Annotated in this window: 14 protein-coding genes; all 14 read left to right on the plus strand. The window is 47.0% G+C overall.

The annotated features are described in order from the left end of the window. Positions 1 to 376 precede the first annotated feature (376 nt). The 14 genes from ACZ5N7_RS15070 to ACZ5N7_RS15135 all read left to right on the plus strand — a co-directional run bounded on the left by ACZ5N7_RS15070 (position 377) and on the right by ACZ5N7_RS15135 (position 16,737). Positions 377 to 3,484, plus strand: coding sequence for an S-layer homology domain-containing protein (locus ACZ5N7_RS15070; RefSeq protein ID WP_464655295.1), 3,108 nt, complete (start codon positions 377 to 379; stop codon positions 3,482 to 3,484). Positions 3,485 to 3,555: 71 nt separating this feature from the next. After that, on the plus strand, positions 3,556 to 4,173 hold the full coding sequence (locus ACZ5N7_RS15075; protein ID WP_464655297.1) for a hypothetical protein: 618 nt from the start codon (positions 3,556 to 3,558) through the stop codon (positions 4,171 to 4,173). An 87-nt stretch (positions 4,174 to 4,260) separates the two neighbouring features. Then, complete coding sequence (locus tag ACZ5N7_RS15080) at positions 4,261 to 4,533, plus strand: small, acid-soluble spore protein, alpha/beta type (RefSeq protein WP_464655298.1); 273 nt, start codon at positions 4,261 to 4,263, stop codon at positions 4,531 to 4,533. Positions 4,534 to 4,758: 225 nt separating this feature from the next. Further along, the gene (gene metK / locus ACZ5N7_RS15085) at positions 4,759 to 5,964 is read left to right on the plus strand and encodes a methionine adenosyltransferase (RefSeq protein ID WP_464655300.1); all 1,206 of its coding nucleotides are present in this window, start codon (positions 4,759 to 4,761) and stop codon (positions 5,962 to 5,964) included. 87 nt (positions 5,965 to 6,051) lie between these two features. Next, positions 6,052 to 7,400 (plus strand): IS3 family transposase gene (locus ACZ5N7_RS15090; protein ID WP_464654521.1). Its coding sequence is split into 2 segments (ribosomal slippage): positions 6,052 to 6,496 and positions 6,496 to 7,400, totalling 1,350 coding nucleotides; the frame shifts between segments, so codons are not numbered across the junction. Between the two features lie 166 nt (positions 7,401 to 7,566). Continuing rightward, on the plus strand, positions 7,567 to 10,185 hold the full coding sequence (locus tag ACZ5N7_RS15095) for a stalk domain-containing protein (RefSeq protein WP_464655302.1): 2,619 nt from the start codon (positions 7,567 to 7,569) through the stop codon (positions 10,183 to 10,185). Between the two features lie 124 nt (positions 10,186 to 10,309). Then, positions 10,310 to 11,476: a sensor histidine kinase gene (locus ACZ5N7_RS15100; RefSeq protein WP_464655304.1), complete on the plus strand. Its 1,167-nt coding sequence runs from the start codon at positions 10,310 to 10,312 to the stop codon at positions 11,474 to 11,476. Position 11,477: 1 nt separating this feature from the next. Next, positions 11,478 to 12,203: a response regulator gene (locus tag ACZ5N7_RS15105; protein ID WP_464655306.1), complete on the plus strand. Its 726-nt coding sequence runs from the start codon at positions 11,478 to 11,480 to the stop codon at positions 12,201 to 12,203. A gap of 51 nt (positions 12,204 to 12,254) precedes the next feature. Then, positions 12,255 to 12,650 carry a hypothetical protein gene (locus ACZ5N7_RS15110; RefSeq protein WP_464655308.1) on the plus strand — a complete coding sequence of 132 codons (396 nt, stop codon included), beginning with the start codon at positions 12,255 to 12,257 and terminating at the stop codon, positions 12,648 to 12,650. A gap of 32 nt (positions 12,651 to 12,682) precedes the next feature. Further along, positions 12,683 to 14,533 carry an ATP-dependent helicase ComFA gene (locus ACZ5N7_RS15115; RefSeq protein ID WP_464655310.1) on the plus strand — a complete coding sequence of 617 codons (1,851 nt, stop codon included), beginning with the start codon at positions 12,683 to 12,685 and terminating at the stop codon, positions 14,531 to 14,533. 37 nt (positions 14,534 to 14,570) lie between these two features. Next, a complete protein-coding gene (locus ACZ5N7_RS15120; RefSeq protein ID WP_464655311.1) occupies positions 14,571 to 15,344 on the plus strand; it encodes a ComF family protein in 774 nt (257 codons plus the stop codon). A gap of 75 nt (positions 15,345 to 15,419) precedes the next feature. Continuing rightward, on the plus strand, positions 15,420 to 15,842 hold the full coding sequence (locus ACZ5N7_RS15125; RefSeq protein WP_464655313.1) for a flagellar protein: 423 nt from the start codon (positions 15,420 to 15,422) through the stop codon (positions 15,840 to 15,842). Positions 15,843 to 15,951: 109 nt separating this feature from the next. Then, positions 15,952 to 16,212: a flagellar biosynthesis anti-sigma factor FlgM gene (gene flgM / locus ACZ5N7_RS15130; RefSeq protein ID WP_464655315.1), complete on the plus strand. Its 261-nt coding sequence runs from the start codon at positions 15,952 to 15,954 to the stop codon at positions 16,210 to 16,212. Between the two features lie 27 nt (positions 16,213 to 16,239). Then, complete coding sequence (locus ACZ5N7_RS15135) at positions 16,240 to 16,737, plus strand: flagellar protein FlgN (RefSeq protein ID WP_464655317.1); 498 nt, start codon at positions 16,240 to 16,242, stop codon at positions 16,735 to 16,737. Positions 16,738 to 16,742: the final 5 nt, after the last annotated feature.

Here is a 16,742-nt window from a genome sequence, read left to right on the forward strand (position 1 = left end):
GTCACGTCAGGGATGTATACTAATACCAGTGAAATAAATGGAATAAGAGTAATGATATAACAGAAAGAACAGAATATTCTGTCAAATCATTCTTCCATTATTTCGAAATTATTTCGCGGGCACCGCAACTTTTTGCAAAACCGTGCGTTTAATACAGTGGAATCAACAATACAGACAGATGACCGCTCCGCAGCATGGATTTATTTTACAATTCTCGCTTTACGGGCACCCAGCAAGCGTTGTATAATGTTTTAGTGTGTGAATATGTAAATCTATGCATTCTATCATTTTATTTACAAGTTTCTGTAGCGAAGAGTTACAGACCTAATTATATTGTTAATTCATGCTCAACTCTGGGAAGGGGGTGAATCGGAAAATGAGGGAATCGAGCTCTTATATTTCATTAAATAATAAACATACGCAAGATATCCGAGGAGGAGAAAATAAGTTTATGAAGAAAAGTTTATCCGTAATTCTATCCGCCGCTATGGGATTCTCCATGTTTGCATCCGTAGCATTCGGCGCGACTCAGTCCACTGCTGATTTCAGCGATCTGAAAGATCTGACTCCAGATCAAAAAGCCAAGTTTGACGCACTTATCAGTGATGGTACATTCGAAGGAACAGCTACTGGCACATTCGGTCTTAAAGAGAAAATGAACCGTGCTCAATACGCTAAAGTAGCGGCCAAAATCTTTGCTCTGAATGTTGACGCTAACGCAGTTCCAACTCAGTTCGCAGACGTGAAGAAAGACGATCCGGCTAACGGATACGCAGTTCCTTTCATCGCGGCACTTGCCGCTAAAGGTTTGACTGACGGCTATGCCGACGGTAAATACGCTCCAGCTCTTGAAGTAACTAAAGAGCAATTGGCAACTTTCTTGATCCGCGGATTGGGTAAAGAAGCTGACGCCAAGACAATCACTCCAGTTGTTGACAGCACTGTATCTCCTTGGGCTACAGGATATGTTGCTTTGGCTATCAAATTGGGCCTTCTGTCCAATGAAGCTAGCGGCAAGTTCAACGGAACAACTCCTGCAACTCGCGATCTTCTTGTACTGAGCGCATCTGCTGCAAAAGCTCAATACGTACCACCAGTTGGCGCTAAGGTATCCGTATCCGAAGTTAAAGCTACCGGCGCAAAAACATTGACAGTGAAGCTGAGCCAACCTGTTGATACAGCTAAAGCAAGCCTGGCAATCACTCGTGGCGGAATTCCTGTAACTGGTACAACTACATGGTCCGCTGACAAAACTACTGCTACAATCGCTCTGGACCTTAAATTGACTGACGCTACATATAAAGTCACTTTAGGCGGTTTAGACGCAACTGCAATCGATAAAGCTTCCGCAGAAGTTGTAGCAACAAAAGAGCAAATCAAGAAAATCGACATTCTGACAGCTTCCGATGTTCTGCCTCAAGCTGACGGAGTTCAGGTAGAATTCAAAGCTACTAATCAATACGGTGAGCAAACAGACCTGTCCGCTACTAACTTCAATATCCAAACTGGTAACGTAGGCTACACCAACGTAACCGGAAAACAAGCAATCAAGTTGAACTTGAAAGGCTTGAGCAAGGACACTACTTTCCCTGTTACTATCATCCACACTGACAGCGGCGTTTCTACAAGCAAAGTCTTCAAAGTGGGCGATCTTCCAATCGTATCCAAAATCGAGCTTGGTGATGTAATTCTTCCATCCGGAGTGAAGAACTTCGAATCCGGCAGCAAGAAAGCATACGTTAAGTTCACAGCATACGATCAATACGGAACTAAGGTAACAACAGTTCAAACTAAAGATGCGCAAGGCAACGTGGTATCCGGATTGGATTCCAGCAGAGGTATCACCCGCGTCGTTAGCGACACTGGAATCTTCGACGTAACTGGTTTCACTGATTACGATGGAGACGATCAACCGGAAATCGAATTGACATCCAAGAGCGTAACTGCAGATAAGCAAGCAACGCTTACGTTGTTCGCAAATGGAACTGGACAATCCGTTTCCAAAACTATCAACGTAGTAGCTCCTAAAGTTCCGGCTACTGTAGAGTTCGGTAACTTCACTGATACTCTTGCAAAAGGTGACACTAACAAATACATCCCAATTGTTGTTAAAGATAACCAAGGAAACCAGCTTTCCGCTGACGATATCGTTAATAACATCGCAAGCTTCACTGTTTACTCCACAAACAGCATTACTGGTAATGTGACTATCGAAACAGCTGGAGAGAACAAAGGTAAAATCAAGCTTGCCAATATCACTGATAAAGGTTCCGCTACAATTTATGTAGGAATCAATGCTACTGGCAAAAACGCTCAAATGACAGTATCCATCCAGGATACTCGTACACCATCTGTTCTGAAAGTTACTGAAGAACCTGCTACATCCATCTTGTACGGTGCATCTTCCGAATTTAAGTTCAAAGTTTATGATCAATACAATGAAGAATTAAAAGCTGACCAGGATGCATACCAGGTTCAATTTGCTCTTACAAAGAACAATGGAACATCCGGTACTGCTGCCGTAATCAATGGTACTACAGTTGCTGGTGCAACCTATGCGGTATCTGATAATGGAACTGCTGTTAATGTTCCGATCAGCCAAGTATTTGATAAGGCAAGCAACATCATTGCAGGAAACGCTGATGAGAATGTGAAGCTGACTGCCAAAATCATTAAAACAACTGACAATTCAGAAGTATACTCAGTGAGCCGTCAGATTAGCGTTATCAAAGGTACAGATTCCAACATCGGGTTGACTTATGGCGTTGCTGTTGACGGCGCAAAAGACAACACATTGTATGCAGCTGGAGATAAAGGAATTACTGTAGCTGGAACAACTTACAATAACACTAACACAGCTCCACTTTTCGGAACGAAAGTAGCTCACGGAATTAAGGTAACAGCGAAAGACGCAAGCGGCAATACTGTTGCTATTCCAAGCGGTCAAATTCAATCCGCAGTTTCAAGTGACGCAAATGTACTTTTGGTGCAACCAGTAATGAATGGTGCAGCAACTGTAGTTGGTAACAAAGCAGGAACAGCAACGTTGACGGTACTTTACAACTCTCCAAACGGTACTAAAACAGCTTCCATCAACGTAACAGTTAAAGCCGATGCGCTTGCAGTGGATTCGATTACTTCTGACAAGACTTCTCAAACTGTATCCGGCAACGCGTTTAGCGGTAAAAACGCTTGGGATGCAATCCTGATGAACAAGCTTACTGTTAAAGACCAGTATGGAAATGAGTTCAAAAATGAGAACACAGTTCAAGCCGCTGTTTATGACTACAACGCAGCATTGGGAATCAGATACTTCATTTCCGACGCCAAGACTATAAGCGGCAATCAAGCTCCTGCAAGTGCAGTATCTATCGATCCTGTAAATGGTGTATTGAGCGGAGATGCAAGCAATCTTTCGAGCTTCACAATCAACGCAGTTGCTCCTAATGGTAAGATGGCATCTTGCACAATCTACGTTAAGTAATCTTTCTTAATAACAATCTCTAGAGAGGGGGCCCTGAATAAGGGTCCCTTTTTCTATATTCGGAGGCGATTATGAGACGAACGGTCGTAACATCCATCATTGCGCTGCTTATCGGCGGGGTAGGAACCTATTTGTTTTTTCCTGAACCTGCTAAAAGTAATGAAGCTGCGCAGCCAGGCAACGCAGACGATCCATTAATCACCAAGAGCTATCTGGAACAGTATCTCAAAAAATCGGGCACGCCTACCGGGGCAGCCGGCAGCAGCATAGACGAAAATAAAGTCAGACAGATGATTACAGACGAATTGGCTAAAATCACGCAACAGGCAACAGGCTCCAACACAGGTGCGCCGGGCGGCAATGCGCCAAACTCAACTAATACATCAGTGCAGACTCTGACAGTGGTCCAGTTGCAGGCCGGTCAAACCCTTTATGCCGGTGCGGGCAGCGAGATTATTCTGAGGTCAGGTAAAGCCGTAGCTGTAAGCAGCGACGACAACGGCATACCTGATGTTACCTCAGGCAAAGATATTGCTGCAGGAACAGCAATTGAATTAAACCACATGCTATTGTTCCCGCGGGAAGGCAGAGGAATCAAGCCTGACACCAAAAATCAAACGCAAATTTATGTTATGGTGCGCGGCAATTATTCAATTATGAAAGCGGATGGCACGAAGGTTTCTCCATAATTTTGTCCGTTTTTACAATAACTTATGCGCACAAGAGCAGAGTGCTCGGACATACTATGATTACACCGACAAAAGGAGTGGATCATAGTGGCTAAAAATAATAAAAAGCTGGTTCCTGGAAGCAATCAAGCACTGGATACACTAAAGTATGAAATTGCAGCTGAAATGGGTCTGCCTGTTGGACAGTCTTATTTTGCTCAAACCGATACAGAGTTTGCTTCGGAGTTAGGCGCCATCCCACAGTTTCCAATGAAGGAAGATTATTGGGGATATATTAATTCCCGCAACACCGGAGCGGTAGGTGGAACGATTGTAAGCCGTTTGATTCGCAAGGCGGAAGAAACGTTATTTACTTTATGAAGCACAAGATCTCATAAAATTTTAGATAAGTAATTCATGATTTGACACATTTCAACAAATCCGCTAAGATAATGTATCGAAGGTTAAAAGTTGCGGCGGCTTCCAAGCTTTCCCTCATATATGCTGTCAACAGCATAACAACCTTTTCCAGCCGGGAAAGGTTCATTTTTTTGTTTAGGTATTGTTTCTTTATAAGATACTATTGTAGTAGGAGGTTGAGATAACATGGCTGTTGCTAAAGGAAGACATTTGTTCACTTCAGAGTCAGTCACAGAAGGACATCCGGACAAGATTTGCGACCAGATTTCGGACTCCGTGTTGGACGCTTTTCTGCAAAACGATCCTAATGCGCGTGTAGCGTGCGAAGTTTCTGTAGCCACAGGACTCGTTCTGGTGATTGGAGAAATCACTTCACGCTCGGAATATGTCGATATTCAAGCGATTGCAAGACAAACCATTAAAGAAATAGGGTATACCCGGGCGAAATTTGGATTCGATTACCAGACCTGTGCGGTATTGGTATCCTTAAATGAACAATCTCCCGATATTGCGCAAGGGGTTAACCAGGCTTTGGAAGCCAGGGAAGGCCAAATGAGCGATGCAGAGATTGAGGCCATCGGAGCCGGAGACCAAGGATTGATGTTCGGTTTTGCATCCAGCGAAACTCCGGAACTCATGCCGCTGCCGATATCGATTTCCCATAAACTGGCCCGGCGTTTGACCGAAGTGCGCAAAGACGGTACCCTGGAATATTTGCGTCCGGATGGAAAGACTCAAGTGACGGTCGAATACGATGGAGATACTCCAAAGCGTATTGACACTATCGTTATCTCAACCCAGCACGCGGAAGAGATCACTCTGGAGCAAATCCAGAAAGACATTAAAGAAATAGTGATCCAGCCGGTCGTTCCAGCTGAATTCCTTGATGAAAACACCAAATATTTTATCAATCCCACAGGCCGTTTTGTCATTGGCGGACCCCAAGGGGATGCCGGATTGACCGGAAGAAAAATTATCGTGGATACTTACGGCGGATATGCCCGTCACGGAGGCGGCGCATTCTCAGGTAAGGATCCGACTAAAGTTGACCGTTCCGGAGCTTATGCCGCCCGTTATGTGGCTAAAAATATTGTAGCAGCGGGACTTGCGGATAAATGCGAGGTTCAACTGGCTTACGCCATTGGCGTTGCAAGACCGGTTTCGATCAGCGTAGATACTTTTGGCACGGGCAAAGTTGGCGAAGAGAAACTCGTCGAAGTTATCCGCAAACATTTTGACCTACGGCCTGCCGGTATCATTAAAGAACTTGACCTGCGCAGACCGATTTACCGCCAAACCGCAGCTTATGGTCATTTTGGACGTACAGATGTGGATCTTCCTTGGGAGCGTACGGATAAAGCCGAGCTATTGAAAAAGGACGCATTAGCCTAATTCACGACAAAGTTTCACATAAAACCACCTAAATGAACTGCACCCCAATTGTTAGACACCACTAACAGTTGGAGGTGCAGTTTTTTTATGGGTAAATTTAGTGCGGAAGAGAAGCTCCAAGCAGTACAAGCTTATTTGACAGGGAAAGAATCGTATAGGGAAATTGGAGCACGTATAGGCGTGGATCACAAATCTGTTGCAAAATGGGTGTCCCTTTATCAAGCGCATGGCATGGAAGGCTTGGTCACAAGGTATACAACCTATTCAAAAGAGTTTAAAATGGACGTACTGAATTTTATGAACGAATCAGGGACGTCTCTTTTAGAAACCGCCGCGACTTATAACATTCCAGCGCCTGCGACCATTCTACAGTGGAAAAGAGTTCTGGAAGAACGAGGTGAAGACGCCCTAGAACCAAAGAAAAAGGGGCGTCCATCCATGAAAAAAGAAACAAAGAAATCGACTCAAGTTGAAGGTTCGGTCGAAGCACTACAAGCAGAATTAGAGCGTCTTCGAATGGAGAACGCCTACCTAAAAAAGTTGAATGCCTTAGTTCAAAACAAGGAAAAATCACGAAGCAAGACAAAGCGCAAGTAATATTTGAACTAAGGCTAGAATTCCCCATTACTTCACTCATTCAACTGGCTCAGATTCCACGTAGCACGTATTATTACTGGGTAAGTACACTTGGTCGACGAGATAAAGATGCAGACTTAAAAGCCCGCATTACAGCCATCTATCATGAACACAAGGGTCGTTATGGTTATCGTCGTATTACAGATGAACTGCACAATGAAGGGCACCTAGTAAACCATAAAAAGGTGCAGCGCATTATGCGTGAACTTGGGTTGAAATGTACAGTTCGAATGAAAAAATATCGTTCATATAAAGGGAACGTCGGTAAAATCGCACCTAATATACTAAATCGAGATTTTCATGCAACAAAACCAAATCGGAAATGGGTAACGGACATTACTGAATTCCATCTATTTGGCGAGAAGCTATATCTCTCACCTATGTTGGATTTATTCAACGGGGAAATTATTACGTATACCATTGATTCTCGCCCAGTCTATTCTCTTGTGTCCAGGATGCTGGACCAAGCGTTTGAACGTTTGAATGAAGCCGATACACTTCTGATTCATTCCGATCAGGGCTGGCATTACCAAATGCGTAAGTATCAACAGGCGTTAAAGGAACGAGGGATTACTCAAAGTATGTCACGCAAAGGAAATTGTTACGATAATGCCGTTGTCGAAAATTTCTTTGGCATCTTAAAATCCGAATTCTTATATACACAGGAATTCGAGAGTATTGAAGAGTTCAAAGTGGAACTAGAAAAATACATCAACTACTATAATCACAAACGAATTAAGACAAAACTAAAAGGCATGAGCCCAGTGCAGTACCGAACTCATGCCTTGAAGGCAGCATAACTAAATAGTGTCTAACTTTTTGGGGTCACTTCAAAAAAATAGGTGGTTTTTTTCTTATTTTCGGCAAGCTTCATATTTTTTGCATTGTTTTCGTAACTTTTTGCAGGGTGGCGGAGTCTATATCTATTGGGGAGAAGTTACTAACTATCGGGAGAGGAGTTTCTAAATGTTTTTGGGCAAAATCAGAAGTATCGTTTTCACACTGTTACTTATCATGGCGATAGACGTAGTCACGCCAACCTTAACATTCGCACAATCCGGTCTGACACAAACAAGTGAGGAAGCACTAACGTCGGGAGCCATTCTTAAAAAATATGTATGGTCATCTACCAGATATAACGCACCTATCAAAGTGAATGTCAATGTGATTCAAGTAGATTTGAAGAATCCGCTGGTCAAGATGGATGTGATGACTGGAACAAACAACCAATTTACCAAGAATAACACTGTGAGAAACATGGCTAACGAAACCGGGGCAGTAGCCGGGACGAACGGGGACTTTTTCAACACCCAGGCGGAGGGTGTGCCTATCGGGCCGCAAATCAGCAACGGTCAAGTGATGGCCACGGCACCCGATCTGAAGGGCTTCTACAGCTTCGCGCTGGACAAGAACAACAGTCCGATTGTGGATGCTTTTGCTTTCAAAGGGGAGATTACTGCCGCGAATGGCGCGAAGTTTCCTCTCGGAGGCATTAACAAAACGTACTACTGGTTTGAGGATCCCGCCAGAAACGGCGTAGAAAGCACCATTGACGCCATGTTCATGTATACCAACGCCTGGGGGCAATGGGATCGGGCCAACGACGGAAAGACCGTTCCTACCGAAGTGCTGGTCCAGAACGGGATCATTAAACAGATTGCGGTAAACAGCGTCATTAAAATAGTAGCCCCGAAGGATGGGTATATACTGAGAGCAGCGGGAAAAGCTGCCGATTTCGTGGTGCAGAATTTTAAAGAAGGGGATCCGGTCACCTACTCGGCCAAAATGTTCAGCCAGGATTCCAGCAAAAACTATGATGTGGAGTCCTTTAAAATGATGATTGGCGGCGGAACGTTGATGGTGGACGAAGGACAACCGTCCCAGTTCACGCGCGATTTCGAAGGTGTCGGCGGCAACCGCTCCAGGACGGGTGTGGGCTATTCCAAGGATCAGAGATACGCGTATATCATTACTGCGGACAACAGCGGAGAGAGCAAGGGGCTCAGCATGCAGGAATTTCAGAGGGTCATGATCCAAGCCGGGATTTGGAACGGCCTGAACCTTGACGGCGGTGGCTCTACTCAGATGGTAGCCCGTCCGCTGGGAGAGTTCCAAACGAAAGTCGTGAACCAGACGGAATACGGTTCCGAAAGAAAAGTTGTCAACGGATTAGGCGTTTATTCCACGGCTCCGAAAGGAGAGGTGTCGGGGTTATTCGTCAGCGGCCCTTCGCAGGTGCTGATCGGCGAGCAGGTCGGGTTTCAGCTCAAAGCCTATGACCAATACTACAACCCTGTGAATGTGAAGGATATAAAACAGACCTGGTCATCCTCCAATCCGATCGGACAATTCCAGGGAAATGTCTTTATCCCTACCCAAACCGGGACCACCACACTGACGGTGACCTCAGGTCAAGGATCGAAAAGCATTGATATCGAAGTTATCGGACGCGATCAAATCAATGATATGAGAATTGCCTCGAACGGCCTGGTATTGATGGAAGGCGGAACTTACGATCTTCCTGTAGTGGTAACGACCAAGAGCGGCCAGACCAAGCAGGTGTCCCCGCAAGCCGTCCAATGGGACCTTAAAGGCATCGACGGGGAGATCAAAGACGGAAAGTTAACGGTTAAAAGCATGGCAGGCAGCAAAATGGCGCAAATTACCGCACGTCTGGACGGTTACAGCACGTTGCTGTCGGTACCTCTTGGAGATATACGGATGTGGTTCAACGGCGATAACATCGCATTCCCGCTCAGCGGGCGCGGTTATCCAAATGAAGTGGCGGCGGGCATGAGTATCGCGAAGGAAGCATCCGGCAACAACAAGCTGGAGCTCTCTTACGATTTTACCAAAGGAACCGGCACCAAGGCGGCCTATGTTGATTTTAACGGTTCTTATGGAATGCGCATTGACGGAGAGCCTTCGTACATGAACCTGAAAGTGGAAGGCGACGAGAGCAAGAATTGGCTCAGGGCGGAGTTTATGGATGCCAATTTCCAGACTTTCAAAGTGGATATAGACAAGAATGTGATCTGGAAAGGCTGGAAGCTCCTTAGCGTAAACCTGGCTGATTATAACATGAAGTACCCGATTGCATTAAAGAACATCTATATTGTTAACGCCGAGCAGGGCCAGGATGAGAGAGCCCTTACGGGAAAGGTTTCTTTCGACGATATCTCTTTCTCTTACAAAGGGGCTATGCCGGGAGCGGGATATAATAAAGTGTCCTTGACCATCAATAAGCCCGTTGTTTCCGTCAACGGCAATCCTCTTACTTTGGAGCAGGCGCCTTTCATAGACCGGGGCAATACGCTCATTCCTCTTCGTTTTGTAGTTGAAGCGTTGGGAGGAAAAGTGGACTGGAACCAAGATGAAAGAAAGGTTACAATCCTAAGAGGCGATAAATTGATTGAACTCTGGAATGACCAGAACGATTTGATTGTGAATGGCCACAGGATCACGGCTGAAGTGCCTCCGCGGCTGGCGAACAATCTGACAATGGTGCCTCTGCGCGTTATCTCCGAGAATCTTGGCTGGAAAGTAGGCTGGGATCAGGCGACTTACACGGTCACTTTGCAGTAAGTCAATTCATAAGTCCGCAACATTATGAAATTGAATCACAAATGCAACAAAAGGCTCTCTCTTTTTATGCCCGACGTATGATAGAATAGTAGGAAAGGTACAAAAGCATAAAGGAGATTTCATTTTGGCAGAGCTTAAGTACGATGCAATTGACCGGGTGATAAAAGAAACGCTGGAAGTTATGGAGAACAGCAAGTACCAAGTGTTCGAGATATGTGAGAATACCCGGCTTGAGCGGGATACTCTTCTTAGGGAACTGCAGGAATTGCAGGAGCTGACGACCCAAACGATTGACCAGGTAGACAAGTTAGAGATAGATTATAAGAGATCGAGAATCCGGCTTACGGAAGTAAGCCGGGATTTTCAGCGTTATAAAGAGGAAGACATCAAGGTGGCTTATGAAGTGGCAACAAGCATCCAGATGCAGCTGACGATCTTCAGAGAGAAAGAAGCCCATTTAAAAAGCCGCAGGGAAGACATGCAGCATCGGATCAAGCGGGTGAACCGGCAGCTGGAGCGTGCGGAAACGGTCGTGCACCAAATGAATGTGGCGCTCGAGTACCTCTCTGGGGATTTAAACAAAGTGACGAGAATTCTGGAATCGGCCAGAAACCGGCAGATGATGGGGCTTAAGATCATTCTGGCGCAGGAAGATGAACGGAAAAGGATTGCCAGGGAGATCCATGACGGGCTTGCCCAATCGATGGCCAACTTAGTCATCAGGACTGAAATTGCCGAAAGAATGCTGGTCAAGCAGAAGTATGGGGAAGTGAGGGATGAGCTCAAGGATTTGAAGAGCCAGGTAAGGGATGGGCTGGAAGAAGTCCGTAAAATTATTTTTAACCTGCGTCCCATGGCACTTGACGATTTGGGGGTTGTTCCTACTGTCCGCAAGTTTGTACAGGACTTTGAGGAAAAAACCAGAGTACGTACAGAATTTGATGTTCTCGGTCGAGAATGCAGACTGGCTTCCGGGATGGAAGCGGCAATTTTCCGGTTGGTGCAGGAAGCTTTCTCCAATGTGCTGAAACACGCCAATGCATCCCATGTGCATGTCGAATTCAGCTTTTTGAAGGATAAAGTGAAGATCATTATTAAAGACAACGGGTCAGGCTTTGATGTGGATCGAATGGAAAACACAATTTCCAATGGTACCCACTTTGGTCTTATGGGGATGCGTGAGAGGGTAGAACTCTTGGAAGGGGGAGTCGAGATCCAGTCCTCCAAAGAGGCTGGCACCAAACTGACCATAATCATTCCGACAAACACAGACTCTAAGGAGGAAACTTAGAATGGATAACACAGGGATCTCCACTGACACCGTAAAATTGGTCATAGCAGATGACCATCCCCTTTTCCGGGAGGGATTGAAACGTATAGTAAATATGGAGAATGACCTGGAAGTCATTGGCGAATGCGGAGACGGGATTCATGTCATCGAGCTTTGCAATGCTCTGCACCCCGAGGTTGTTCTAATGGACATCAATATGCCGATAGAGAATGGCGTGGCGGCAACCGAGAAGATCAAGACCCTGTTCCCGGATATCAAAATTATTATCTTATCCATCCATGATGATGAAAGCTATGTCTTCGAGACACTGCGCAAGGGCGCATCCGGCTATTTGCTGAAAGATATGGAGGCGGAATCGTTAATCAACGCCATACGATCCGTTGTCCAAGGTTATGCATACATACATCCTAAAGTAACCGGCAAATTAATTAATCAGCTTCGACGTATGACCTATTTGAATGAAGCGGGAGTAGGCGGCAACAGTGAAGAGCTGAATGAAGCCGGGGTTCGCTATGTACATAACGCGGGCAACCCTTTAACCCGCCGCGAAGCAGAAGTACTCAGGCTGATGGCCGAAGGAAAAAGCAACAAATTGATCGGCGAGTTTCTGTTTATCAGTGAGAAAACGGTAAAGAACCACGTGTCCTCCATTCTGCAGAAGATGGAAGTGGACGACCGGACACAAGCCGTTATTATCGCGATAAAGAACGGTTGGGTCATCCTGTAGGAACCACATGCATTCTCGCGGCATATACTGTGCCAAAAGGAGGGAGCCGCGATGATGCTATTTTTATTGATCATTGGTATTTACGGGGCTGCCGCCGCTTCGGTCCATATACTTTATCTTTTCTTAAGCAGGGAAACATCAGAAGAGGACACGAACTATGTTCTGGTGACAAAAAACAGCGCGGAGCAAATAGAATGGGTGCTGCGGCTGCTGCATTTTTACTCATGGGTAAAGGGACGGAAAGTGGTTGTGGCGATCACGGATGAAGGTTCGACCGACGAAACTTTAGAGATCATAGAACGCTTGTCTGCACGGATATCTGTTGAGATTGTAAGCATCTCTGCCGGGAAAGCCGCTGAAGGCGGAGGAATTGCTTCACAGAGGAACACGATTACCATTCATTTGTATAATCAAGAAGAGTTGCGGCAGGTGCCGCTTATCTGGTAGAAACCGCTTACAAACTAAATGGAGGTGATCTGTTGAAGGCTCTCATTTACGCGGTGAGAACCGGCACGGAATGGCAATGGCTCCCCTCCATAGATTTGGATCTGGTCTCCGATATTCAGCATTGGTCCGCACATCCGGGCGATCAAGTTGAGGCGGTAAGGCTGGATCCCGTTTTTTCTTATGGACAAGCGTATTGCATATGCAAACAGTTGAACGAGCATCAAGCTGTACCAGGGAACATAAAGGAAGTAAACGAGAACATTCAACGCTGTGCGGCACGGCTGGGATGGTCGCAGAGTTGGTCTGAAGCAACTTTCGCTGTGTCTGGGACAAAGGCGCCAGAAATAGGCCGGTCTCTTTCGGGGCAGCCACCTGCGCCAATTGGAGGCAATCTTGATGCTAATCTGGCAGGGAGGTCTTTACTGCTGGAAGAGTTTCAGTCCTTGTGCGATACCGCCGGAGATCGCCGGACTTTATTGGAACGGTTGCGCTGGCTACAGGGAGCATTTCTCCGGGGGCAGATCCAGTTGTTGCCCGGACTGCAAGCACGGATGACCAGAAAGCATGTGATGGCCGGAAGCAAAACAGAGTACAGCTGCGAGAGATGCGGCGCCAGCGGTGCAGAGTTATATTGGACAGACTGCCAGTTCTGCGGCGAAGCCTGTCCATATTGCGAGTCGTGCCTGACGATGGGCAAAACCCGCTTTTGCTCGCTGCTGATCTGTGGACGGGAGGCCCAGCCTCAAGCTGAGGAGCGTTATGTTAAGCCGCCGCCGACCAGGGCATTTATTGAACATTGGGGTTTAAGCGACGCGCAAGCGGCGGCTTCCTCCGAAGGACTGCGGTTTCTGTCCGAGCAGCAAGTCCGGAGCCCAATGGCTGCAGCCGAACCAGGCTGCTTTCTGATCTGGGCCGTGACCGGAGCCGGAAAAACGGAAATGATGTTCCCGCTGATCGACTACCAGCTGCAGGCCGGGGGACGGGTACTGATTGCCACGCCGAGGAAGGATGTCGTATTGGAGCTGAAGCCCAGGCTGCAGAAAGCGTTCAGCCGAAATTCCCTGGTGACCTTGTACGGCGGCAGCGAGCAAAGATGGGAGACGGGCGATATTACACTGGCTACCACGCATCAGCTGCTTCGTTTCTCAGGCGCTTTCGACCTGGTTGTAATTGACGAAATCGACGCGTTTCCTTTTCACAATAATCCCATGCTCGAGTATGCGGCGAGGAAGGCCTGCAGGGCAGCCGGCAAGTATATTTTTCTATCGGCTACACCGCCTGCGGCTCTGCGTAAATCAGCTTCCTCCGGAAGACTGCCGCATGTGAAGGTTCCGGCAAGATACCATCGGCATCCGCTCCCGGTCCCACAGCTGCTGATCTTGCCTCCTTTGAAGAAAGTGCTGGCCGCTGCCCGATTGCCTCATAAGCTTATGTATGCTTTATCCGGTTCTGTCGATCGCGGAGCCCAGCTGTTCTTTTTTGTACCGAGAATCTTGCTTGTCCAGCCTTTGGTGGAGCTGATGAGAAGCTATTTTCCCGAATTGGCGGTAGAAGGCACTTCTTCCAAGGATGCGGAGAGAACGGATAAAGTACTGCAGTTCAGGCAGGGCGGGATCCGCATTCTGGTGACAACGACGATTCTGGAGCGTGGTGTCACGGTGCCGAAGACGGACGTTTTTATCGCGGATGCGGGGGACAAGCTTTTTGACGAAGCGGCTTTGATCCAGATGTCGGGAAGAGCCGGAAGGTCGAAGGAGGATCCGGCAGGAAGGGTATTCTTTTGGGCGGAGGAAAAGACCCGTTCTCAAGCAGGCGCGATAAAACAGATTAAACTAATGAACAGGATCGCGAAAAAAAGGGGGTACCTGGACAAACTGCAATAATTTATATTACTCGTTTAATAATAGGAGGTCTTATGTCATGTTTCAGTATAAAGATAAGCGAATCGTCCGCTCGTTGAAGAAAGCGGTACGGGGGATGGAGCAGGCACTGCTGCCTTCCACGGAGGTGTGCTCCTGGTGCAGGGGGAGAGCCAGATTGGATTCCCGGCTGCTGCTCTGCGCTTCCTGCCTGGGACAGATTCCCTGGATCAACGAAGTCTGCTGTCCAACCTGCGGCAGATATGAAGCGTGCTATGACTGCAGGCGAAGAAACGAGACTTTCTTTGTGGCCAACCGCAGTGCCGTCCGATACGATGCAAGGATGAAGGAATGGCTGTCCAACTATAAATACAGGGGAAACGAGAGGCTGCACGGGCTTTTTGCAGAGATGCTCCATCATGCTTTCCTGATGCACACTCAGGCTTCGGCTGGGAAAGAGGCTGTACGGGTGTTGACCTACGTGCCCGTGAGTGAAGAAAGATACAGGGAAAGAGGGTTTAACCAGGCGGAACGGCTGGCTGCTGGTTTGGGGCAGAGATGCCGGGTCCCGGTCTATCCGCTGTTGAAAAGAACGAGGCACACGGACAAACAAAGCTTCAAGAAACGCAGCGACCGGCTCGGCGATCTGGAAGGCGCTTTTACAACCGACCCGGACGGGCTGCAGGAATTGGCCAACCGCTTCGGCTCTACCGCGCCAAAGCAGATTTATATTGTCGATGATGTATATACCACGGGAAGTACGTTAAACCAGTGCGCACGCGTGATCAAAAGCAGCCTGCCTGCTGAAGTGTATGGTTTATGCTGGGCGCGCTAACCTGTCTGCGAAAAACATACATGCAAATCCGGTGAAATTCGAGTAAACTGGAAGCAAAGGAAGGGAGCGGGTGCAATGGGCATGAATATTGACAACTGTGCGAAATGCGGCAAAATTTACGTTAAGAACTTGAAGGACATGTGTCCAGCCTGTCTAAAGGAGATTGAACTCCAATACGAAAGATGCCTGCAGTACCTTAAGGAGAATAAAGCTTGTAAAATTGAGGAGCTTAGCGACGCGACGGAAGTGTCCGTCAAGCAGATCGCCAAATTTATCCGTGAAGGAAGGATCTCTATCAAGAATTCCCCGAATATGGATTATCCGTGTGATATATGCGGAACGGCAATCCGGGAGAATAAGATTTGCGAACCCTGCCGCCTCAGGCTGGCGAACGATGCTTCAAACGTGGAGCACTCGGATAAATTAAAGCAGGAGCAGCTTCAGCACGACAACACGATTGCTTATAGAATCAGCGACAGGTTGAAAGACCGCCTTTGATTTGATTTGGTAAATTGCAGTAAACTTCATCAAGATATAAATAAACAGGCCTTGACAACCGATAAATTAACTAAGCTTATCGGTTATTTTTTTAGTGAGGTGAGAGATCGTGAAAATTAATGAACCCCAGCGCATTAACAATATTAACCCATACCGGAAACAAGCGGAGAACCAGGCCGCGAACAACGTAGAGCGCAGCAAGAAGAAGGATCAGGTCGAAATTTCTCCAGAGGCAAAAGAGCTTCTCGAGACGCAGAATGTGGAAGGCAACAAAGCGCGTATAGAGGAGCTTAAGCAATCGGTTGCCGCCGGGACGTACAAAGTAGACGCGCGCAAGCTTGCGGAACGGATGCTTCCTTTTATCAAATAATCAGGCTAGGTGTATGGAGGAAAGATTTTGACTATACAGGCATTAGCAGCGATATTGGACAAGCTGGATGAAATCAACCGCACTTTATTGGCTATAGCGATAGAGAAGAGGTCTGTTCTCGTCGCCAATCACGTTGAACAGCTGAATCAACTGGTGAACAAAGAGAACAAGCTCATCCGCATGGCCGCCGACTTGGACCGGAACCGGGTGGAAGCCGTAAACCAATACTTGCTCGCCAGAGGCTATCATCCGAATCCGCGCATTACGCTGGGTGATTTGGCGAAGCTGATTTTTAAGCAGGAAGAAAAGAAGCTGCTGACCGACGCACAAGCGAAATTGCATAACACAATCGCACAGCTCAAAGAAGCTAATGCCGTGAATATGAAGCTGATCGAGCAATCGCTCGCTTTTATCGATTACTCCCTGGATCTGGTGTTGGGCCCGGAAGAGAGCCCGGTGTATGAGCATCCGGCTATGCAGACGGCTTTATACAAACGCAGAGGGATTTTTGACAGTAAAGCATAACATTC

The organism is Paenibacillus sp. JCM 18996 (genome assembly GCF_055392555.1).